Below are 21,139 nucleotides of genomic sequence, written 5' to 3'. Positions count from 1 at the left end.
TCACGCGGTGTCCACCGCGTGGCCGCGTAGCGGGACGTGGCGCAGCTTGGTAGCGCACTTGACTGGGGGTCAAGGGGTCGCAGGTTCAAATCCTGTCGTCCCGACTGGAGACAGTCGCAGCCGAAGGCCGGACTCGGGATCATCCGAGTCCGGCCTTCGGCGTTGTCGGTGCGGGGAGAGCGTCCCGGTGAACTGCCGCCGGTGGCGCCGACGGTGACGGCGGCGGCCTGGCGACGCGAGAGTTCGGGCCCGGGGACCGGGGGAGTGCCGTCGGGGCCGGGGGCCTGCCGTGTCAGGCCGGCGGCCCGGGGGCTCCCGTGCGCAGGCCGTCCATGACCAGGTCGAAGAGGCGGGCGGAACGTGCCTGCCAGTCGCCGTGCGGGTCGATGGTGAACAGGCCGCTGATGGCGAGGAAGAAGTCGTCCGCGGTCACGCCGGGGCGGATGGTGCCGGCCTTCTCGGCGGCGCGGAGCAGGCGGTCCGAGGCGTCGGTCACCGGGGTGTGCTCGGGCTTCGCCGTCGCTCCGGCCGCCCGCGTGGCCTTCCGGATCGCGTCGGCCAGGCCTGCCTTGGTCATGGCGAACAGGGCGAGCCGGTCCATCCATTCGCGAAGTGCCCGGTCGGGCTCCCGGCTCGCCAGCAACTCGGTCGCGCAGTCGGCGACCAGTTGCATCTCGTGGCGGTAGATCTCCAGGACCAGGGCCTCGCGGTTGGGGAAGTTGCGGTAGAAGGTGCCCTGGCCGACCCCCGCCTTCTTGGCGATGGCGCTCAGCGGGACATCGGCGCAGCGGGTCAGTTCGGCCAGCGCCACGTCCAGGATGCGCTCGCGGTTGCGCTGCGCGTCCGAGCGCAGCACCGCGTCCTTCTTCTCCGGCACGCATGCCTCCTCGCGGGCTCGCGGAAGAGCCGCCTTGCTAAGCGGACAAGTGTCCGGTACGTTGCCGGTAAGAGCGGACAGCTGTCCGATTGGTCGCATCATAGCCCCGGCCGAACCGATCAAGCCATCCACTGAGCTGCTTCTTTGCCCTCCGGTGCCCCCGATCCTCCCCCACGCCTGCGTGCCGGACCGCCTTCACGGCGCGCTCCGGATCTGCGAAAGAAGGCTGATCATGGCTCCATCCCATCCCGCCACGCACAGCGCCATCACGTTGCACATCAATGGCGAGAAGTACTCCCTCGCCGTCGATCACCGCACCACCCTCCTCGACGCCCTGCGCGAGCGGCTCGACCTCACCGGCAGCAAGAAGGGCTGCGACCAGGGGCAGTGCGGGGCCTGCACGGTCCTGGTCGACGGCCGCAGGACCGTCTCCTGCCTGCAACTGGCGGTCGCCGCCGAGGGCCGGGAGATCACCACGGTCGAGGGACTGGCCGACGGCGAGCGGCTGCACCCCGTGCAGCAGGCCTTCCTCGACCTCGACGGCTACCAGTGCGGCTACTGCACACCCGGCCAGATCTGCTCGGCCGTCGCCGTGATCGAGGAGCACGCGGCCGGCTGGCCGAGCGCCGCCACCGGCGACGTGCGGCCCGAGGCGGGCCCGCCGCCGCTGACCGCGGAGGAGATCCGCGAGCGGATGAGCGGCAACCTGTGCCGCTGCGGCGCGTACGTGTCGATCGTCCGGGCGGTCGCCCGGGCGGCGGCCGAGCAGAGCACCACGGAGGCGGCGGCATGAGGGAGTTTGGCTACCAGCGCGCGTTCGACGTCCCCGGCGCCGTCGCGGTCCTCGACGCCGATCCCGAGGCACGGTTCCTCGGCGGCGGCACCAACCTCGTCGACCTCATGAAGACCGGCGTCGAGCGGCCCGCCCGCCTCGTCGACATCCGCGAACTGCCCCTGGACCGCATCGAGACGGCCCCCGGCGGCGGCCTGCGGATCGGCGCCACCGTCACCAACAGCGACCTCGCCGCCCACCCCGAAGTGCGCCGCCGTTACCCGGCGTTGGCACAGGCGGTACTGGCCGGGGCCTCCGGGCAGCTGCGCAACATGGCAACCGTCGGCGGCAACCTGCTCCAGCGCACCCGCTGCGGCTACTTCACCGACGTCACCCAGCCCTGCAACAAGCGCGCCCCGGGCAGCGGTTGCCCCGCCGTCACCGGCGAGCACCACAACGGGGCGATCCTCGGCGCCTCCGGCCACTGCGTGGCCGTACACCCGTCGGACATGGGCGTGGCCCTCACCGCCTTCGACGCCGTCGTCTCCTACGAGACGGCCGACGGGCCGGGGGAGGTGCCGCTCGCCGCGCTCTACCTGCCGGTCGCGGACACACCGCACCGGGAGACCGCCCTGCCGCCGGGCGCGCTGATCACCGGTGTCACCCTGCCGCCCGCGCCGGTCGCCGCCGGATCGCGCTACCGCAAGGTCCGCGAGCGGGCCTCGTACGCGTTCGCCATCGGATCGGTCGCCGCCGCGCTCGACGTCGAGGCGGGCACCGTACGGGAGGCCCGGCTCGCCCTCGGGGCGGTCGCGTCCCGGCCCTGGCGGGCGTCGGAGGCCGAGCGGGTGCTCACCGGCGCACCGGCCGACGCCCGCACCTTCGCCGCCGCCGCGGACGCCGAACTCGCCGCGGCCCGGCCCCTTCCGCACAACGGATACAAGGTGACCCTGATGCGCAACCTCGTGGTGGCCGTGCTCACCGAACTCGCCGAGGAGGCGACCCGATGACCACCGTCACGCCCCTGAAGGGCTCCGTGGGCACCGCGCACACCCGCGTGGAGGGACGCGACAAGGTCACCGGCGCCGCCCGCTACGCCGGAGAGATCCCCTTCGCCGGACTCGCCCACGGCTGGCTCGTGCTGTCCACGGTCGCCCGCGGCCGGGTCACCGCCGTCGAGGACGCGTCCGTCCTCGCCCTGCCCGGCGTCCTCGCCGTGCTGCACCACGGCAACGCCCCGCACCTGGAGACCGACTACGCCGGCCTCATGGGGAACAGGCCCGACCCGTCCATCGCGCTCTTCCAGCACGACCGGGTGCCGCACGCGGGCTGGCCCGTGGCGCTGGTCGTCGCCGAGACCCCCGAACAGGCGAGGGAGGCGGCGGAGAGGCTCGTGGTGCGCTACGACCGGGAGCCGCACGACATCACGTTCGCCGACGGGCACCCGGACGCCTACACCGCGGCGGACGTGCCGCACGCCGCCGCCGTGACCGCCAAGGGTGACCTGGAGGCCGAACTCGCCCGGTCCGCCGTCGTCGTGGACGCCGAGTACACCACGCCCGAGGAGCACCACAACCCGATGGAGCCGCACGCGGCCACCGCCCGCTGGGACGGCGGCCGCCTGGAGGTCGTCGACTCCAACCAGGGCGCCATCTGGGTCAAGGGCGAACTCGCCAGCCTGTTCTCCCTCGACCCGGACTCCGTGCGCGTGCGCTCCGAACACATCGGCGGCGGCTTCGGTTCCAAGGGCGTCCGCGCCCACCAGGTGGCCGCCGTCATGGCGGCGACCCGCCTGCGCCGCCCCGTCCGCGTCGTGCTGACCCGCCGTCAGATGTTCTCCCTGGTCGGCTACCGCAGCCCCACGGCACAGCACGTCAGGCTCGGCGCCGACCCCGACGGGCGGCTGCGCGCGCTGGAGCACCGGTCGCTGAACCTCTCCTCGACCGTCCACGAGTTCCTGGAGCCCGCGGCCATGCCGGCCAGGGTCCTCTACGACGCCCCGGCCCACCACACCGCCCACCGGATCGTACGGCTCGACGTGCCGACGCCGACCTGGATGCGCGCGCCGGGCGAGGCACCGGGCTCGTTCGCCCTGGAGTCCGCGCTCGACGAACTGGCCGCGGAACTCGGCCTCGACCCCATCGAGCTGCGCGTCCGCAACGAACCGGAGACCGGGCCGGTGTCCGGACTGCCGTTCGCCGGCCGCGGACTGATCGCCTGCTTCCGCGAAGGCAGCCGGCGGTTCGGCTGGGCGGACCGCGACCCGCGTCCCGGCCTGCGCCGCGACGGCCGCTGGCTGCTCGGCACCGGAACGGCGGCGGCCACCTTCCACGCCGGAGCCCTGCCGTCCACGGCGACGGTGACCGCCGAGGCCGACGGCGGCTTCACCGTCCGGATCTCCGCCGCCGACATCGGCACCGGCGCGCGCACGGCGCTCACCCTGGTCGCCGCCGACGCGCTGGAGGTGCCGCCCGACCGGGTGCGCGTCCTCATCGGGGACAGCGACTTCGGGCCTGCCATGATCGCGGGTGGCTCCATGGGCACCAGTTCCTGGTCCTGGGCGGTCACCGCGGCCGCCGAGGAACTGCGCGAACGCCTCGCCCTGGGCGGCGGCGTCCCCGCGGAGGGCATCACCGTCCGCTCGGACACCACGGCGGCCCTCGCGGGCCTCCCGCAGAAGGAACGGCACTCCTACGGCGCCCACTTCGCCGAGGTCGCCGTGGACACCACGACCGGCGAGGTACGGGTCCGCCGGATGCTCGGCATCTTCGCGGCCGGCCGGATCGTCAACCCGCTGACCGCCCGGAACCAGTTCGTCGGCGGCATGACCTGGGGCATCTCCATGGCCCTGCACGAGGAGGCGGTCCGGGACCAGGCGTCGGGCGCCCACGTCGGCGCCGACCTCGCGGGGTACCACTTCGCGGCCAACGCCGACGTCCCGGCCATCGAGGCGGACTGGCTGCCCGAGGACCCGGACGAGGACGACCCCCTCGTCATCAAGGGTATCGGCGAGATCGGCGTCGTGGGCGTCGCGGCGGCGGTCGGCAACGCGGTCTGGCACGCGACCGGCGTACGCCACCGCAGCCTGCCCATCCGCCCCGACCGCGTGCTGCGGGCGGGCCGGGATGCTTGACCTCGCGGCGGAGCTGAGCGGGTGGGCCGCCGAAGGCCGCACCTTCGCCGTCGCCACGGTGGTGTCCGTCGGCGGCAGCGCGCCCCGCCCGCCCGGCGCCGCCCTCGCGGTCGACGGCGCGGGCACGGCGGTCGGCTCGGTCTCCGGCGGCTGCGTGGAGGGCGCGGTGTACGACCTGTGCGTGCAGGCCCTCCAGGACGGCCGGCCGGTCGTGGAGCGCTTCGGCTACAGCGACGAGGACGCCTTCGCCGTGGGTCTGACGTGCGGCGGGGAGATCGAGGTCCTGGTCACGCCGGTCACCCGCGACGCACCGGACCGCAGGACGTACGAGGCGGCGCTGCGGGCGGCGGCCCGCGGGGAGCCGGTGGCCCTCGCCCGGGTGGTCCGGGGGCCCGCGGAACTGCTGGGCACGGCCGTGCACGCCCCGGACGAGGACCGGCCGGCGCCGGCGCACGCCACCGCGGCCTCCCTCCCGACGGAGCGCGTCACCGCGGAGGCCCTGGCGACGCTGGCCGCCGGCGGCACCCGTACCGTCGAGATCTCCGAGGACGGCTCCCACTGCCCCGGCGGCCTCACCCTGTTCGTCGAGACCCGGCTCCCGCCGCCCCGGATGATCGTGTTCGGCGCGATCGACTTCGCCTCCGCGCTGGTACGGGCCGGAAAGCTCCTCGGCTACCGCGTGACCGTGTGCGACGCCCGTCCCGTCTTCGCCACCCGGGCCCGTTTCCCGGAGGCGGACGAGGTGGTGGTCGACTGGCCGGACCGCTACCTCCGCAGCACGCGCACCGACCCGCGCACGGTCCTGTGCGTGCTGACCCACGACGCCAAGTTCGACGTGCCCCTGCTGGCGGCGGCCCTGCGGATGCCGGTGGCGTACGTCGGCGCGATGGGGTCCCGCCGTACGCACGCCGACCGTGAGGACCGGCTGCGTGCGGCGGGCCTCGGCGACGCGGAGCTGGCGCGCCTCAGGTCGCCGATCGGCCTCGACCTCGGCGCCCGCACGCCCGAGGAGACCGCGATGTCCATCGCGGCGGAGATCGTCGCGATCCGGCGGGGCGGGACGGGCGCACCGCTCACCGGCACGGGAACACCGATCCACCGGCCCGCGACGGACCGGCCCCCGGCCCGCCGCGGCACCCCGGACACCGTGATCACGACAAGAAAGTCACCGGTACGCCCCGGCTGACCTCCCCTGACCGCCGACATCCGCCGGGGCTCCTTGGACCCGGAGCCCCGGACCGGGCCGCGGCGGACGCCGGCCGCACCTGATCCGCCGGTGACCACGTGCGCGGTCGCCCTGTCCGTCGGCGCCAGGCCGGAGCGCCCTGCACGTGGACGCCGGTCGGAGCGTCCCCGGTCCGTGGACGCCGGATCCGACCGCACCCTCGGGGTTCGGTGGCCGGGTACGGCCGCTTCGTTCGGGACGGGCCGAAGAGCCCGTGTGACCTGCGTCGGGAGGCGGAAGGCCGGGTTCGGGGACGGGGGGCCGGGCGGGCCCAGGTGTGGACCTCGTGGGTCTGGGGCGACCATGGATGAAGACAGCACGCCCGCCGGTGCGGCACGAGCGAGAGCACCGGGCGGGAGGGGAAGGTGAGGGATGGACGCGACGGATTCCTCCCGAGCAGCCGACGACCGGTCGGCGACCGGCTCCCACGCACCGCCCAGTGGCCTGCTCGACCTGCTCGGCGTCGCCGCGGTGGTGCTGAACGCGGAGGGCCAGGTGGTCCTCTGGAGTCCCAAGGCCGAGGAACTGTTCGGCCACAGCGCGGCCGAGGCACTGGGGCAGTACGCGGCCCGGCTGATCGTCCACGAGGAGCACCGGGACGAGCTGGTGCGGCTGTTCACGCGGGTCATGGAGACCGGCCGGAACTGGGCCGGGGTCTTCCCCGTCCGGCACAAGGACGGCAGCACCCGCCTGGTGGAGTTCCGCAACATGCGGCTGCTGGACGACCACGGCGGCTCCTACGCGCTGGGCCTGGCCGCCGACCGGGCCGCGGTGGAGCGGGTCGAACTGGACGCCGCCCTGGCCATACGGCTGGTGTCCCAGTCCCCGGTCGGCCTGGCCATCCTCGACTCGGACCTGCGCTACCGGGCCGTCAACCCGGCCCTGGAACGCATCACGGGCCAGTCCGCCGCCGAACGCCTGGGCCGGTCCGCCGGCGAGATCCTCACCTACCTGGACACCGGCCCCGAGGCGCGGCTGCGCCGGGTCCTGGAGACGGGCGAGTCCGTCGTGGACCGGGACATCGTCTGCCGTCCGCCCGGCGACCCCGACCACGACCACGCCTGGTCCGTCTCGTACTACCGGCTGGAGGACTCCGGAGGCCGGGTGCTGGGCCTCGCGTACTCCGTCATCGACGTCACCGAACGGTACCGGGCGGCCACCGAGGCGGCCCAGGCCCGGCACCGGCTGGCCATGATCGCCCGGGCGTCCGCCTCCGTCGGCACCACCCTCGATCTGGAGACGACGGCCCGCGAACTGGCCGACGTCGTCGTGCCGGACCTCGCCGACGTGGCCGCCGTCGACGTCCTCGACCGGGCGCCGGACGGCCGGACCGTGGCGCACGAGGGCCGCCTGTGCTTCCGCACGCTCGCCGTCAGCGCGGTCCACGACGGCGACGCGGTCCGCGCCGCGCACCCGCCCGGCGGCATCGTCACCTACGACAGCGACCGCCTGGTCCCCCGCTGCGTGCGCACCCGCCGCCCGGTCCTGCTCTCCCGCACCACCCGCCGGGACCTGGACCTCATCACCCGCGACGAGACGGCCGCCGCCCTCCTCGCCGCCGCCGGCCTCCACTCCTACCTGGTCGTGCCCCTGCTGGCCCGGGGCGAGGTCCTGGGCGCCCTGGCCCTCGCCCGGACCCGCAACACCGCGCCCTTCGACGAGGACGACGTGTTCCTCGCCTCCGAGCTGGCCGCCCGCGCGGCGGTCTGCATCGACAACGCCCGCGGCTACCAGGCCCAGCGCCACGCCGCCCTCACCCTGCAGCGCAGCCTGCTCCCGCAGCTCCCGACCCGGCTGCCCGGCCTGGAGGTGGCCTGCCGCTACCAGCCCGCCGGCGCCATGAGCGAGATCGGCGGCGACTGGTACGACGCCATCCCGCTGCGGGGCGACAAGACCGCGCTGGTCGTCGGGGACGTCATGGGCAGCGGTCTGAACGCCGCCGCCACCATGGGGCAACTCCGCAGCGCCGCACGGGCCTTCGCCGAACTCGACCTCGCCCCCGACGAGGCCCTTTACCACCTCGACCACCTCACCCAGGGAAGCGACCAGGCCATCACCACCTGTCTGTACTGCGTCTGCGACCCGCACCGGGGCGAGTGCCGGATGTGCCTCGCCGGGCACCTGCCCCCGGCCCTGCTGCGGGCCGGCCGCCCGGGCCGCCTCCTCGACCTGCCCCCCGGCGTCCCGCTCGGCGTCGGCGGAGTGCCGTTCGAGGCCGCCACCGTCGACTTCCGGCCCGGCGACCAGCTGGTCCTCTACACCGACGGCCTGGTGGAGACCCGCGACGCAGCCATCGACGCCCGTCTGGACACCCTGCTCGACGCCCTCGCCGCGACCCGCGGCCACGATCCGGAGGAGACCTGCGAGCGCATCCTCCGGACACTGCGGCCGCCCGGCGGCGAGGACGACGTCGCCCTGCTCATCGCCAGGGCCCGGCCCCTGCCGCCGCCGGATCCGGAGAGCGCGGCACAACCGTCGGGCGGCGGCCGGCCGCCCCGTGGACAATCGTCACCATGAACGACCCGGGGAGCGAGGCCGAGGGCCGGCCTGCCAGACGTGAACGGCTGCCGGCCCACGGCGAACACCAGGTGGTGCCCGCGTGGCGCAGGGCCACGCGGGGCGAGCCGCGCTGGGCCGTGACCGCCGTGATCCTGGTGGCCGTGGCGCTCCAGCTGATGCTGCCGCACCGGCTCGCCCTCCAGCCCTACTGGGTCCTGCCGACCCTCGAACTGGCCCTGCTGGCAGGCCTGATCGCCGGCAACCCGCGGCGGGTGGAGCCCCGCACCCGGTGGCTGCGGCTGCTGGGCCTTGCCCTGATGGGCGTGATCAGCCTCGCCAACGGCTGGGCGGCGGTCCGGCTGGTGGCGGGGCTGATCGAGGGTACGGAGGGTGAGGAGGCCGCCCCGCTGCTGCTGACCGGCGGCGGCATCTGGCTGACGAATGTGATCGTGTTCGCGCTCTGGTACTGGGAGTGGGACCGCGGCGGACCGATGGCCCGGGTCCGCGGCCACCGCCAGTACGCCGACTTCCTCTTCGTGCAGATGCAGAGCCCCGAGACCGCCCCGCCCGACTGGGAACCCGCCTTCCTGGACTACCTGTACCTGTCCTTCACCAACTCCACCGCCTTCAGCCCGACCGACGTGATGCCGCTGTCGCGCTGGGCCAAGATGCTGATGATGCTGCAGTCCTCGGTGTCCCTGGTCACGGTGGTCCTGGTGGTGGCACGGGCCGTGAACCTCCTGCGCTGACGGCCGCCCTGCCTTAGGTTCGGCGGTATGAGCGAAGACTCCCTGCGCCTGGTCACCGTCGAGCGCACCGCCACCGGACACTTCACCGCGACGAACGCGCGCGGCGGCACGATCGGCTTCGGCACCGCCGACGGCACCGAGTTCTCCCCGGTGGAGCTCCTGCTCGCCGCGATCGGCGGCTGCACCGCGGCCGACGTCGATGTCGCCACCGGCCGGCACGTCGAACCGGACACCTTCACCGTGACCGTCAGCGGCCACAAGGTCAGCGACGAGGGCGGCAACCGGATGACGGACCTCGCGGTCTCCTTCTCCGTCACCTTCCCGGACGGCCCGTCGGGCGACCGGGCCCGCGCCATCCTGCCCCGCGCCGTCGCCGTCTCGCACGACCGGCTGTGCACGGTCAGCCGCACCATCGAGGCCGGGACACCCGTCGCCGTCTCGGTCGAGGACGACTGAGCCGTCGGCGGCCCGTCGCCTCCGGGGCGGCCGACGGGCCGCCGGGCCGCCGTGATTGGGTGGAGAGGTGAACGGTTTCCCTTCCTCCGGCCGGACCGCTCGATGAGCACCGTCGGCGCCTTTCCGCTCGGCGCCTCCACCACGCTCGCCGGTCTCGCCCGTGATCCGCACCCGCTTCTGGCCCGGCTGCGGGAGGCCGAACCGGTGTCCTGGCTGCCCGAGTTGAACGGCTGGCTGGTCACCCGCCGCGACCTCGCGGTGGACGTGATGCGGGACTCCGCCACCTTCACCGTGGACGACCCGCGCTTCTCCACCGCCCAGGTCGTCGGCCCGAGCATGCTCTCCCTGGACGGCGAGGCGCACGCCCGCCACCGTGAGCCGTTCGCCGCTCCCTTCCGGCCGCGCGCCGTGCACGACGGCTTCGCCGCGTTCATCGAGCGGGAGACCGACCGGCTCATCACCGCCCTGGAACCGTCCGGAGCCGCCGAGCTGCGCCGCACCTTCGCCGGACCGCTCGCCGTCGCCGTGGTGACCGAGGCGCTCGGCCTGGCCGGTGCGACCACGGACACGGTCCTGGCCTGGTACGACGCGATCGTGCGGGCCGTCTCGGACATCACCGAGGGGCTGGACGCGGGTCCGGCCGGTGCCGCCGCCTACACGGAGCTGCGGGCCGCCGTGGAGGCCACGATCGCCGACCGGCACGCGTCCTCGCTCCTCGTCTCGGCCGCCGGCCGGCTGACACCGCCCGAAGTGGCCTCCAACGCGGCGGTCATGATGTTCGGTGGCATCGAGACCACCGAGGCGATGATCACCAACGCACTCCTCCACCTGCTCGAAGACCCCGCCCAACTCGCCCTGGTCCGGGCCGATCCGGGCCTCCTGGACGGCGCGGTCGAGGAGTCCCTGCGCCTGGAGCCCGGAGCGGCGGTGGTGGACCGCTACGCCACCCGTGACGTGGTTCTCGGGACGGCGGCCGTCCGCCGCGGCGACCTGGTCACCGTCTCCCTCACCGGCGCCAACCGCGACCCGGCGGTCTTCCCCGACCCGGACCGGTTCGACGTCCGCCGCGACAACGCCCGCCTCCAACTGGGCTTCGCCCACGGCCCGCACCACTGCGTCGCCGCGCACCTCGCCCGCCTGGAGACCCGGATCGCCCTCCACCGCCTGCTCGACCGGCTGCCCGCGCTGTGCCTGGACCCGGAACGGCCCGCCGCACCGCACGGGTTGGTGTTCCGCAAACCGCCGGCCCTGCACGTGCGCTGGTGACGGACCCGCCCGCCGCGCCGGACCGCCACGCCCTAGTCGAACTGACTCGGCAGCGGTGCCGGGGTCTTGCCGGACAGGACGTCCTTGAGACGCTGGGCGCCGCTGCGCAGGGCCAGCGCGGTGCTGTCGTGGTCGACGCCGGACAGGCCGCCGTTGGTGACCGCCGCGCCGGAGGCGCCGATGCGCAGCACCGCCACGTCGGTGGTGTAGGTGGCGGGCTGACCGCCCGAGTCGCCCTGGACGGTCACCGTCACCGCCTCGCGCGCGTCCCCGGACGCCGGCACCTTCGCGGAGACGACCTGCACGGTCCGCTTGTCGCCGTCCTTGCCGGTGGCCGTGAACTGGTCGCACTTGGCGGGCAGGGACTTCAGCCAGGCCAGCGTGGAGTCCAGGTTCGCCGAGCCGTAGTCGCCGACCTGGTACAGCATCCGGGAGTCCTCGGAGGTGAACCCGCGCAGCCCGGAGGCGCCGGAGGCACGGCCCAGGAGGCTGTCGGAGTAGAGCCCGTCGAGCAGGCGCTGGCAGTCGGCCGCGTCCGCCTTGGCGGTGAGGAAGGCGGCCACGTCGACCTTGCCGACCAGCATCGAGTTGCGCCAGCTCGCCGCGCCGGTGGCCAGCTCCCAGTTGTCCTCGATGTCGGCCGGCGTGATGAGGGCGGCCTGCGCGCCCGCACCGGTGAGGGCCGGGGTCGCCGACGGGGACGCGGCGGAGCGTTCGCCGGCCGGCGAGACGGCGACGGCCCCGGGGCCGTCGCCGTCGTCCGTACAGGCCGCCGTGGCGAGCAGGACCCCCGCCACCACGGCCGGGGCGAGAACACGCACGGGTCGGAACGGACGGATCATCGCGACTGCCTCCTCGGGACGGTGGGTGCGTCTCCGCGGGGGCAGCGGTGCTGCGTCACTCCGCGGGCAACGGCGGTACGTCCCTCCACGCCACCATCCGGCACCGCGGCCGACCACCCGCGCGTGCCATCCGGGTGAGCGTCACGATCCGGGTGCCGTGATCCGCACCCGCCTGCCGCCGCAGCGCGGGCACACCGCGTCGGCCAGCGGCGACCGCACCGCGCGGCCCGCCTCGTCGACGTACTCCTGGGTGCTCTGCAGGTCGGGGTCGGCGACCGGGTCGGTGAAGAACACCGCCTGGAAGACGGCCTCCCAGACCTCACCGCACCGCCCGCAGGCGAACACGAAGGTCTCGGGCACGGCTCCGGGCACCGGCCCGGGACCCGGGGGCTCGCTCATCGCATCCGGCTCCTGTCGCTCGGCCCGTGTCTCCAGCGGACCGCAGCCGGCGCGCGACGGCAAACCGAAACCGGGTGTCCCAGGCGCGGACGCCCCCTTGACGGCACGCGGAGGCCGATCGACACTCCAGAGGGGAATCCTAGTGAAAAGGTAGGGAACGGATGGGTCCGCTGCGCACGGTCACCGGCAGACAGCGCCGAGAGAGCCGTACGCCCTGCCCCGTCCCGCTGCTCACCTCGCGGCTGCACATCGACCTGCAGCGCGTGTGCAGCGCCATCAGCCGCACCGGCTGACAACCGCCGCCGCCCACCGCGCCACGGCGGCCGCGGGACCGAGCGCCCGCCACCGGCCGCACCCTTGCCTGGCGCCCGCCGGGCGCCCGCCCTCCGACGCACGCCTCCGCCGCGCGGACGCCCGCGCGCCGCTACCCCGGGGAGACGCATGTCCATCACTCCGCTCGCCGCCCTGCCCTCGGCCCGCTCCGGCCCCGTCTTCCGCGGCCGCATCGGCCGGGACGCGCGCAGCGGGCACTACGCCGTGCCCCGCCGCTACCGGCTGCACCTGGCCACCGCCTGTCCGGACGGCCTCCGCATCGCCGTCGGCCACAGCCTCCTGGCCCTGGACGACTGGTGTCCGGTCACCTTCCTGGCCGCCGTCCCGGACGGCCCCGACGGCGGCCACACCGCGCTGCGCCCGCTGTACGAGGCGAGCGCCCACCGGTACTCCGGACCGGCCCTCGCGCCCGTGCTCAGCGACGACTGGTCCGGCCGGATCGTGTCGACCCACGGCCGGGACATCCTGCGGGACCTGGACCGCCACTTCGGCGACGGCGAGGTCCGGCTGTACCCGCGCGGTGCCGAGACCGCGATCGAGGAGGCAGAGCGGCTGTGCGCCGAGGGCATCGGGCAGGCGGCGCAGGACGCGGGCCGGGAGGGCGGCGACCCGGCGGCGCTGGAGGTGCTGCTCGCCACCCTGGACGAACTGGAGCGGCGCCTGACCGGCGCCGAGTTCCTGGTCGGCGGGGGACTCACGGCCGCCGACGTCGAGTTGTGGGTGGCCCTGGTGCAACTCGACACCGTGCACCGCAACCACCTGGACGCCGCCGCCGTGCACGCCGTCGCCGGCCACCCCGCGCTGTGGGCCTACGCCCGCCGGCTGGCCGCGCACCCCGCCTTCGGCGCCCACCTCGACCTCGACGGCATCGCCCGCCGCCACCACGGCCGTTGCCAGGGCCTGGAGGCCGCCGGCGCGGCCGTCCAGATCCTGGACTGGGCGGGGCACGCGGCGGACGTGTCGGGCGCTCCGCGCAGGTGAGAGCGGCCCGAACCGTTTCACCAGCCGGACAGGCGTTGACATCCGTTCGGGCAACTGACTTACTTGCGGCACAGATCGGTCAAGAGCGTCAGCATCGAGCCCTGGCTTGCTGACCGGCAACCCTCGCACCGCGGTGGGGTGCCCCAGGTGACGACCGGACCGGATGACGACGTTCGGTAAGCGCGAGGCCCCCAGGGGCCGCCACGACAGCGACAGGTGACGGGACATGTACGCAGCCTCCAGGCCGGCCGAGGACCGCGCCCCGGGCTGCGTACAGCCGTGCCCGAGCCCGCTGGTCGCCGACCGCGCCGTCGACCTGCTCCGCGTCAACAGCGCGCTGTGTAGCGCGTGCACCGCACCGGGCCGCGCCCGCTGTCAGGCCTGACCAGGCCTTTCCGCCGCACCTGCGGCCGCGCCCGCTTCCGCGGCACGGCCGACGCGGTCCCGCGTCCCCGCCTCCCCGACGAAGCACCGGCCGTCCCGGTGCGCAGCCGTCCGCCCCGTCCCGTGTCCCGCGCGCCCCCGCGTACCCGTGCCGTGTCTCCTGACGCGGTCCGGTGCCGCGGTCCCGGCCGTCGCGGTCCGGGACGTCCGACTCCGCCGGAGCCCGTCATGAGTGAACCCCCAGGCGTCCTGTCCGTAGCCGAGGCGTCACCGCCCGTCGACAGCCCGTCAAAATCCGCAGCCAGTCAGCGTGTTCGGCCGCTGCGCAGGCCCGGCCGGTGGATCGCCACCGCCGTCGTCCTGGTGCTCGTCGCGCAGTTCGCCCACGGACTCGCCACCAACCCCTTCTACCAGTGGGACCGCTTCCGCTACTGGTTCCTGCGCCCCACCATCCTCGACGGGCTCGTCGTCACCCTCGAAGTCACCGCGCTCAGCGCCGTCCTGGGCCTGCTCGGCGGCGTCGTGCTGGCCCTCGCCCGGCTCTCGGGGAGTCCGGTGCTGCGGGCGGTGAGCTGGACCTACACCTGGCTGTTCCGCTCGATCCCGCTGATCGTGCTGCTGATCTTCCTCTACAACTTCTCCGCGCTCTACCAGACCCTCAGCCTGGGCGTGCCCTTCGGCCCGTCCTTCGTCACCTTCGACGAGTCGAGACTCGCCACCGACCTGGCCATCGCCGTGATCGGCCTCAGCCTCAACGAGGCGGCCTACGCGTCCGAGGTGGTGCGCGGCGGCATCCTCTCCGTCGACCAGGGACAGCACGAGGCGGCCGCCGCGCTCGGCCTGCCGAAGGGCTACCAGTTCTCCCGGATCGTCCTCCCGCAGGCCCTGCGCTCCATCGTCCCCAACTACGTCAACCAGCTCATCGGCCTGATCAAGAGCACGTCCCTGGTGTTCTACGTCTCGCTGCTCGACCTCTTCGGCTCGGTGCAGTCCATGGGCAGCACCTACCCCGGCGACATCGTGCCGCTGCTGCTCGTCGCCACCGTCTGGTACCTGATCCTGACCAGCGCCGTCTCCGTCCTCCAGTACTACGTCGAGCGGTACTTCGCCCGCGGCGCCACCCGCACGCTGCCGCCCACCCCCCTGCAGAGACTGCGCACCGGCACGGCCGGCCTGCGCGAACGGATACGCCGGGAGGCCGCCGTATGACCACCCACCCGGACATCGCGACCGACGCCGCCCCGGCCGCCCTGGAGATCCACGACGTCCACAAGTCCTACGGCGCCCACCGCGTCCTCGACGGCATCGACCTGACCGTGCGCCCCGGCGAGGTCACCGTCGTCCTCGGCCCGTCGGGCTCCGGCAAGTCCACGCTGCTGCGGGTCGTCAACCATCTGGAGAAGCCCGAGTCGGGCCACGTCAGCGTCGGCGGCGAACTGATCGGGGTGAAGCGCCACGGCGACGGCCTCAAGGAACTCAGCGAACGCGCCATCCTGGCCCAGCGCAGCCGGATCGGCTTCGTCTTCCAGAACTTCAACCTGTTCCCGCACCTGACAGCGCTCGACAACGTCGCCGCCGCGCCCGCCGCCACCGGGAAGCTCACCCGGCAGGAGGCCCGGCACCTGGCCAGGGAACTCCTGGAACGGGTCGGCCTCGGCGAACGCGCCGGCGCCTATCCGCGCCAGCTCTCGGGCGGCCAGCAGCAGCGCGTCGCCATCGCCCGCGCCCTCGCGCTGCGCCCCGGGATCATCCTCTTCGACGAACCGACCTCCGCGCTCGACCCCGAGCTGGTCGGCGAGGTCCTGGCGGTCATCAAGGACCTGGCCTCCGGCGGCACCACCCTCGTGATCGTCACCCACGAGATCGGCTTCGCCCGCGAGGTCGCCGACCGGATCGTCTTCATCGACGGCGGAAGGATCGTCGAACAGGGCCCACCCGCCGAGGTCCTCGACCGACCGCGGCACGAACGGACCCGTGACTTCCTGCGCAAGGTCCTCTGAACCAGCCCCCCTTTCACCACCATCCCACCGCAATTCGCTCGCACCCGAAGGACAGCCATGCCCACCCTCCTCTCCCGACGCGGCCTGATCCGCGGCCTCACCACGGCGACCGCCGTCGCGACCCTCGCCACCGGGCTCGCCGCCTGCGGGGGCGACAGCGACGCCGCCACCACGACCGCCGGCGCCAGGAACGGCGAGGTCGTCATCGGCCAGGTCGCCAACGGCGCCGCCCGGCCGACGACCGTCAAGGTGTCCGAGGTCGAGTCCATCAGAGCCGAACTGCCCGCCGCGCTGCGCAAGAGCGGCAAGCTCGTCATCGGCGAGGGCGCCCTGCCCGCCGGATTCCCGCCGCTCGCCTACGTGGGCTCCGACCAGAAGACCCTCACCGGCTCCGAACCCGACCTCGGCCGCCTGGTCGCCGCGGTGTTCGGCCTCACCCCCGAGGTGAAGAACTTCACCTGGGAGAACATGTTCGTCGGCATCGACAGCGGCAAGGTCGACGTGGCCCTCTCCAACATCACCGACACCGAGGAACGCAAGAAGAAGTACGAGTTCGCCTCCTACCGGCAGGACAACCTCGCCTTCACCGTCCCGAAGAAGAGCACCTGGAACTTCGACAGGAACTACCAGAACCTCGCCGGCCGGACCGTCGCCGTCAGCGCCGGCACCAACCAGGAGAAGATCCTCCTGGAGTGGAAGGACAAGCTGGCCAAGGAGGGCAAGAAGCTGACGGTCAAGTACTACCAGGACAGCAACAGCGTCTACCTGGCCCTCGCCGGTGGCAAGATCGACGCCTACCTCGGCCCCAACCCCGGCATCGCCTACCACAACAGACAGACCGCGAACACGCCCAACGCCACCCGCACCGCCGGTACCTACTCCGGCGCGGGCGCCCGCCTCCAGGGACTGATCGCGGCCACCGCCAAGAAGGGCAGCGGCCTCGCCAAGCCGCTCGCCGACGCCATCAACCACCTGATCGACAACGGCCAGTACGCCCAGTGGCTCAAGGCCTACAACCTCTCCGACGAGGCCGTCACCACGTCCGAGGTCAACCCGCCCGGTCTGCCGCTCGACAACTCCTGACCGGCCCGGGAACAACCACCGCGGCCACGCTGTTGTCCGTCGGGACGAGATGTCCGCGGAGCAGGCCGGGAGGTGCGGGACGTGACGCGTGTGCTCAGCCCCAGCCGCCGTACCGTCCTGGTCTCCCGGCCGCACATCGACCTGGCGCGCGTGGCCGGCGCGCTCTGTTGTTCCTGACCGGTTGTCCCCGCCGCGCCCCCGTCCGCCCCGGCGCGCCCTCGTACGGACCTTCAGGAAGGCACCACCGTGTCCTCATCTCCCGCTTCCCCCCTGCACCTCGCCGTCGCCCTGGACGGCACCGGCTGGCACCCCGCGTCCTGGCGTGACCCGGCGGCCCGCCCCCGTGAGCTGTTCACCGCCGGCTACTGGGCCGACCTGGTCGCCGAGGCCGAGCGCGGCCTGCTCGACTTCGTCACCATCGAGGACGGTCTCGGCCTGCAGTCCTCGCGGTACGGCGAGCCCGACGGCCGTACCGACCAGGTCCGCGGCCGCCTGGACGCCGTGCTGATCGCGTCCCGGATCGCACCGCTGTCCCGCCACATCGGCCTGGTGCCGACCGTGATCGCCACCCACACCGAGCCGTTCCACATCTCCAAGGCGATCGCCACCCTCGACTACGTCAGCACCGGCCGCGCCGGCCTGCGGGTGCAGATCTCCGCCCGCCCGCACGAGGCCGACCACTTCGGCCGCCGCACCTTCCCGCCGGTCGATCTCGCACAGCTGCGGTCACCGGCCGGGCAGGCCCGGCTCGCCGAGCACTTCGAGGAGGCGGCCGACTACGTCGAGGCCGTGCGCCGGCTCTGGGACAGCTGGGAGGACGACGCCGAGATCAGGGACACCGCCACCGGCCGCTTCATCGACCGGGACAAGCTGCACTACATCGACTTCGAGGGCCGGCACTTCAGCGTCAAGGGGCCCTCCATCACCCCGCGCCCGCCCCAGGGCCAGCCCCTGGTCACCGCCCTCGGCCACCAGAGCATCCCCTACCGGCTGATCGCACGCCAGGCCGACGTCGGCTACGTCACCCCCGCCGACGCCGCGGACGCCCGCGCGATCGTCGCCGAGATCCGCGCCGGGCAGGAGGCCGCCGGACGGGCGGCCGACACCGTGCACGTCTTCGGCGACCTGGAGGTCCACCTCGACGACGACCGGGCCGCGGCCGTCGCCCGCAGGGAACGCCTCGACGCGCTCGACGGCGGCGAACACACCAGCGACGCGCCCGTCTTCGCCGGAACCGCGACCGAACTCGCCGACCTTCTGGAGGAGTTCGCCGCCGAAGGTCTCACCGGCTTCCGGCTCAGGCCCGCCGTCCTCGGCCACGACCTGCCGCGCATCACCGCGGACCTGGTCCCCGAACTCCAGCGACGCGGCCGGTTCCGCACCGCCTACGAGGCGGACACCCTGCGCGGACTGCTCGGGCTCGCCCGCCCCGCCAACCGCTACGCCGCCACCGCCTGAGCCGGAAGGACCGCACCCGACATGAGCAAGCCGCTGAAGCAGATCCACCTGGCCGCGCACTTCCCCGGCGTCAACAACACCACCGTGTGGAGCGACCCGGCCGCCGGCAGCCACATCGAGTTCAGCTCCTTCACGCACTTCGCGAAGACCGCCGAACGCGCCAAGTTCGACTTCCTGTTCCTCGCCGAGGGCCTGCGGCTGCGCGAACAGGGCGGCAAGATATACGACCTGGACGTGGTCGGCCGACCCGACACCTTCACCGTGCTGGCCGCGCTCGCCGCCGTCACCGACCGCCTCGGGCTGACCGGCACCATCAACTCCACCTTCAACGAGCCCTACGAGGTGGCCCGCCAGTTCGCCAGCCTCGACCACCTCTCGGGCGGCCGGGCCGCCTGGAACGTGGTCACCTCCTGGGACGCCTTCACCGGCGAGAACTTCCGGCGCGGCGGCTTCCTGCCGCAGGAGGAGCGCTACTCCCGCGCCAAGGAGTTCCTCGCCACGGCGAACGAGCTCTTCGACTCCTGGCACGGCGACGAGATCCTCGCCGACCAGGCCGCGGGCGCCTTCCTGAGCGACGCCAGAGCCGGTTCCTTCGCCCACCGCGGCCCCCAGTTCGACATCCACGGCCAGTTCAACGTGCCGCGCTCCCCGCAGGGCCGCCCGGTGATCTTCCAGGCCGGCGAGTCCGACGAGGGCCGCGAGTTCGCCGCGGCCGCCGCCGACGCCATCTTCAGCCGCTACGCCACCCTCGACGCCGGCCAGGCCTTCTACACCGACGTCAAGTCCCGCCTCGCCACGTACGGCCGCCGCCCCGAGGACCTGCTGATCCTGCCCGCCGCCAGCTTCGTCCTCGGCGACACCGACGAGGAGGCCGAGGAGGCCGCCCACGAGGTGCGGCGCCGCCAGGTCAGCGGAGCGACCGCCCTCAAGCACCTGGAGTTCGTCTGGAACCGGGACCTGTCGTCGTACGACCCGGAGGGGCCGCTGCCCGACATCGACCCGCTGGTGAGCGAGGAGCACATCTCACGGGGCCGCGCCCAGGTGCGGATGTACCGCGACCCGGTCGCCATCGCCCGCGAATGGCGTGAGCTCGCCGAGGCCAACAAGTGGTCCATCCGCGACCTCGTGATCAACACCGGCAACCGGCAGACCTTCGTCGGCTCCCCGGCCACCGTCGCCCGCACCATCGACGACTTCGTGCAGGCCGACGTCGCCGACGGCTTCATCCTGGTCCCGCACATCACCCCGGGCGGCCTGGACGCCTTCGCCGACACGGTCGTCCCCCTCCTCCAGGAGCGGGGCGTCTTCCGCACCGAGTACGAGGGCACCACCCTGCGCGACCACCTCGGCCTCGCCCACCCGGACGAGCCCCGCGGACAGCGCGCGGCGTCCTGAGCGGCCACGGGCAAGGCCGCGGCACGTATCCCTCCCCCGAAGGCTACGTGCCGCGGCCGCTTCCCCCCTGCTGCCGGACCCTGAGTCCGACCTCCGCGCCGCGGTCCCGTGCCGGTGTCACCAGCACATGACCGCTGTCTCCCCCGACCCCCACGTGGAATGGAGACGTACGCGGACGACATACCGCCGGCCCCTGACGAGCCGGACCCTGATCAGAGCGTTGTGCGCCGTGCCGCCGTCGTCGTGCCCGGCGAGGTAGCGCGGTTCCCCGTCCCGCTCCTCGAAGACCACGACGACGCAGTCGCACGCTCCGAAGGTGCCCACGCTGTACTCGCGGGTCTCCGGCGGCTCCACGGCGAAGTCCGCCTGACCGCCCGGCCCGAGGCCGAGCGGCGCCGACCGGAACGGCACCAGCGCGGCCGGGGCCTCGGCGGGCGGATACCAGCGGAGCACGAACTCCTTGTCCGCCGAAGACAGCGAACCCGGCGGGTACAGACCGTTGTGGTACTGCTCCGGCTCCAGGATCAGCCCCGGACCGAAAGGGAACTGCATCACCGAATGCGGGTCCCACACCGAGCCGTTGGCCTCGGCCGGGTCCAGCTTCCGCAGCACGGCGCGGTCCGTCCGGTCCCGGCTCCAGTGGTTCGGCGGCCCGGCGAGGTCCGCGTACACCGCCTCGTCGTCCCAGTGGACCCCGGCGAACGGGCTCTGGTGCTCGTGCCGCATCCCGAGGGCGTGCCCGATCTCGTGCAGCGCGGTCCAGCGACCGCCGGGCTCGGTCAGGTCCCAGCCCAGGTTCATGGTGCGTTCGCCCGCGCCCACCGAGAGCGCGTCCCGGCCGACCGCCGACCAGGAGCCGTCGCCCCGCTGGAAGCCGATCCGCAGCTCGGCCTCGCACCGGTCGCGGACCTCGGCGAACCGCACCCCGACACCGAGGTCCTGCCACTCCCGGAAACACTCGCGGACCACGTCCCGCTGCTCCTCGGGACCGGCCCACGGCACCCGGCGGGTCTCCGCGGTCCCGGGGACCGGGATCACCGAGGCGTCGGTGTCGGCGTCGAGGAAGCAGTAGTGCAGGACGGTGCCGTTGACCCACATCCGCCGCCCGGCGATCAGCGCGCCGAGCCGCTCGGCGGCCAGTCCCGGGGCGAACGCCGGGTCCGACTGCCGCGGCGGCGAGCAGTAGCGTCGGGTCATGCGCCCAGCCTGCCGCTCCCGCCGGCCGGCCGCCTGAGTCGGAAGCTACTCAAGTCCCCCTGTATCAGAGCTGAGCCACGCGACTCATAC

The 21,139-nt window shown here is 73.7% G+C and carries 20 protein-coding genes, 1 tRNA gene and 1 riboswitch; of the genes, 17 read left to right on the top strand and 4 right to left on the bottom strand.

Annotated elements, in window-relative coordinates:
• The first annotated feature begins 30 nt into the window (after positions 1-30).
• Positions 31-104: transfer RNA gene (locus ACIRQ9_RS00180), tRNA-Pro, on the top strand.
• A gap of 188 nt (positions 105-292) precedes the next feature.
• Here the strand turns inward: ACIRQ9_RS00180 and ACIRQ9_RS00175 are convergent.
• Positions 293-877 (bottom strand): TetR/AcrR family transcriptional regulator, encoded by a 585-nt coding sequence (locus ACIRQ9_RS00175; RefSeq protein WP_404165522.1) that lies wholly within the window; start codon positions 875-877, stop codon positions 293-295.
• Positions 878-1,109: 232 nt separating this feature from the next.
• On the opposite strand from ACIRQ9_RS00175, the gene ACIRQ9_RS00170 reads away from it, so the two are divergent.
• From ACIRQ9_RS00170 to ACIRQ9_RS00135, 8 genes are all read left to right on the top strand, one after another.
• Positions 1,110-1,670 (top strand): (2Fe-2S)-binding protein, encoded by a 561-nt coding sequence (locus tag ACIRQ9_RS00170; protein WP_404165520.1) that lies wholly within the window; start codon positions 1,110-1,112, stop codon positions 1,668-1,670.
• Complete coding sequence (locus ACIRQ9_RS00165) at positions 1,667-2,659, top strand: FAD binding domain-containing protein (RefSeq protein WP_404165518.1); 993 nt, start codon at positions 1,667-1,669, stop codon at positions 2,657-2,659. The genes ACIRQ9_RS00170 and ACIRQ9_RS00165 overlap by 4 nt, the downstream gene beginning before the upstream one ends.
• A complete protein-coding gene (locus ACIRQ9_RS00160) occupies positions 2,656-4,782 on the top strand; it encodes a xanthine dehydrogenase family protein molybdopterin-binding subunit (protein ID WP_404165516.1) in 2,127 nt (708 codons plus the stop codon). The genes ACIRQ9_RS00165 and ACIRQ9_RS00160 overlap by 4 nt, the downstream gene beginning before the upstream one ends.
• The gene (locus ACIRQ9_RS00155) at positions 4,775-5,968 is read left to right on the top strand and encodes an XdhC family protein (protein WP_404165514.1); all 1,194 of its coding nucleotides are present in this window, start codon (positions 4,775-4,777) and stop codon (positions 5,966-5,968) included. Before ACIRQ9_RS00160 ends, ACIRQ9_RS00155 begins: the two co-directional genes overlap by 8 nt.
• 411 nt (positions 5,969-6,379) lie before the next feature.
• Positions 6,380-8,524 (top strand): SpoIIE family protein phosphatase, encoded by a 2,145-nt coding sequence (locus ACIRQ9_RS00150; RefSeq protein ID WP_404165512.1) that lies wholly within the window; start codon positions 6,380-6,382, stop codon positions 8,522-8,524.
• A complete protein-coding gene (locus tag ACIRQ9_RS00145; RefSeq protein ID WP_404165510.1) occupies positions 8,521-9,255 on the top strand; it encodes a hypothetical protein in 735 nt (244 codons plus the stop codon). Before ACIRQ9_RS00150 ends, ACIRQ9_RS00145 begins: the two co-directional genes overlap by 4 nt.
• Before the next feature lie 27 nt (positions 9,256-9,282).
• Positions 9,283-9,711 (top strand): OsmC family protein, encoded by a 429-nt coding sequence (locus tag ACIRQ9_RS00140; protein WP_404165508.1) that lies wholly within the window; start codon positions 9,283-9,285, stop codon positions 9,709-9,711.
• A gap of 102 nt (positions 9,712-9,813) precedes the next feature.
• The gene (locus tag ACIRQ9_RS00135) at positions 9,814-10,977 is read left to right on the top strand and encodes a cytochrome P450 (RefSeq protein ID WP_404165507.1); all 1,164 of its coding nucleotides are present in this window, start codon (positions 9,814-9,816) and stop codon (positions 10,975-10,977) included.
• Between the two features lie 32 nt (positions 10,978-11,009).
• Here ACIRQ9_RS00135 and ACIRQ9_RS00130 read toward each other — a convergent pair whose 3' ends face one another.
• Together ACIRQ9_RS00130 and ACIRQ9_RS00125 are read right to left on the bottom strand one after the other, a co-directional pair.
• A complete protein-coding gene (locus tag ACIRQ9_RS00130; RefSeq protein WP_404165505.1) occupies positions 11,010-11,819 on the bottom strand; it encodes a hypothetical protein in 810 nt (269 codons plus the stop codon).
• Positions 11,820-11,960: 141 nt separating this feature from the next.
• On the bottom strand, positions 11,961-12,218 hold the full coding sequence (locus ACIRQ9_RS00125; RefSeq protein WP_404165503.1) for a hypothetical protein: 258 nt from the start codon (positions 12,216-12,218) through the stop codon (positions 11,961-11,963).
• A 161-nt stretch (positions 12,219-12,379) separates the two neighbouring features.
• Between ACIRQ9_RS00125 and ACIRQ9_RS00120 the strand changes: the two genes are divergently transcribed.
• The 8 genes from ACIRQ9_RS00120 to ACIRQ9_RS00085 all read left to right on the top strand — a co-directional run bounded on the left by ACIRQ9_RS00120 (position 12,380) and on the right by ACIRQ9_RS00085 (position 19,852).
• Positions 12,380-12,511 carry a putative leader peptide gene (locus tag ACIRQ9_RS00120; protein WP_363017976.1) on the top strand — a complete coding sequence of 44 codons (132 nt, stop codon included), beginning with the start codon at positions 12,380-12,382 and terminating at the stop codon, positions 12,509-12,511.
• 148 nt (positions 12,512-12,659) lie between these two features.
• Entirely contained in the window at positions 12,660-13,532 is an 873-nt protein-coding gene (locus tag ACIRQ9_RS00115) for a glutathione S-transferase C-terminal domain-containing protein (protein ID WP_404165501.1), read from the top strand.
• A 77-nt stretch (positions 13,533-13,609) separates the two neighbouring features.
• A riboswitch (SAM riboswitch) is annotated at positions 13,610-13,721 on the top strand.
• A gap of 423 nt (positions 13,722-14,144) precedes the next feature.
• A complete protein-coding gene (locus ACIRQ9_RS00110) occupies positions 14,145-15,125 on the top strand; it encodes an amino acid ABC transporter permease (RefSeq protein ID WP_404165499.1) in 981 nt (326 codons plus the stop codon).
• Complete coding sequence (locus ACIRQ9_RS00105; RefSeq protein WP_404165497.1) at positions 15,122-15,916, top strand: amino acid ABC transporter ATP-binding protein; 795 nt, start codon at positions 15,122-15,124, stop codon at positions 15,914-15,916. The genes ACIRQ9_RS00110 and ACIRQ9_RS00105 overlap by 4 nt, the downstream gene beginning before the upstream one ends.
• A 57-nt stretch (positions 15,917-15,973) precedes the next feature.
• Positions 15,974-16,999 carry an ABC transporter substrate-binding protein gene (locus ACIRQ9_RS00100; protein ID WP_404165495.1) on the top strand — a complete coding sequence of 342 codons (1,026 nt, stop codon included), beginning with the start codon at positions 15,974-15,976 and terminating at the stop codon, positions 16,997-16,999.
• Between the two features lie 81 nt (positions 17,000-17,080).
• Positions 17,081-17,176, top strand: a complete 96-nt coding sequence (locus tag ACIRQ9_RS00095; RefSeq protein WP_351314250.1) for a putative leader peptide — start codon at positions 17,081-17,083, stop codon at positions 17,174-17,176.
• Positions 17,177-17,245: 69 nt separating this feature from the next.
• The gene (locus tag ACIRQ9_RS00090) at positions 17,246-18,457 is read left to right on the top strand and encodes an LLM class flavin-dependent oxidoreductase (RefSeq protein WP_404165494.1); all 1,212 of its coding nucleotides are present in this window, start codon (positions 17,246-17,248) and stop codon (positions 18,455-18,457) included.
• A 21-nt stretch (positions 18,458-18,478) separates the two neighbouring features.
• Complete coding sequence (locus tag ACIRQ9_RS00085) at positions 18,479-19,852, top strand: NtaA/DmoA family FMN-dependent monooxygenase (protein WP_404165492.1); 1,374 nt, start codon at positions 18,479-18,481, stop codon at positions 19,850-19,852.
• 117 nt (positions 19,853-19,969) lie between these two features.
• Here ACIRQ9_RS00085 and ACIRQ9_RS00080 read toward each other — a convergent pair whose 3' ends face one another.
• Complete coding sequence (locus tag ACIRQ9_RS00080; RefSeq protein WP_404165490.1) at positions 19,970-21,049, bottom strand: M12 family metallopeptidase; 1,080 nt, start codon at positions 21,047-21,049, stop codon at positions 19,970-19,972.
• Positions 21,050-21,139 lie beyond the last annotated feature (90 nt).

Origin of the sequence: Streptomyces sp. NPDC101237, assembly GCF_044767465.1 — a bacterium.
Lineage (GTDB): Bacteria > Actinomycetota > Actinomycetes > Streptomycetales > Streptomycetaceae > Streptomyces > Streptomyces gramineus.
Note: the sequence above shows the minus strand (reverse complement) of the source record. Positions and strands in the feature narration are given on the sequence as shown.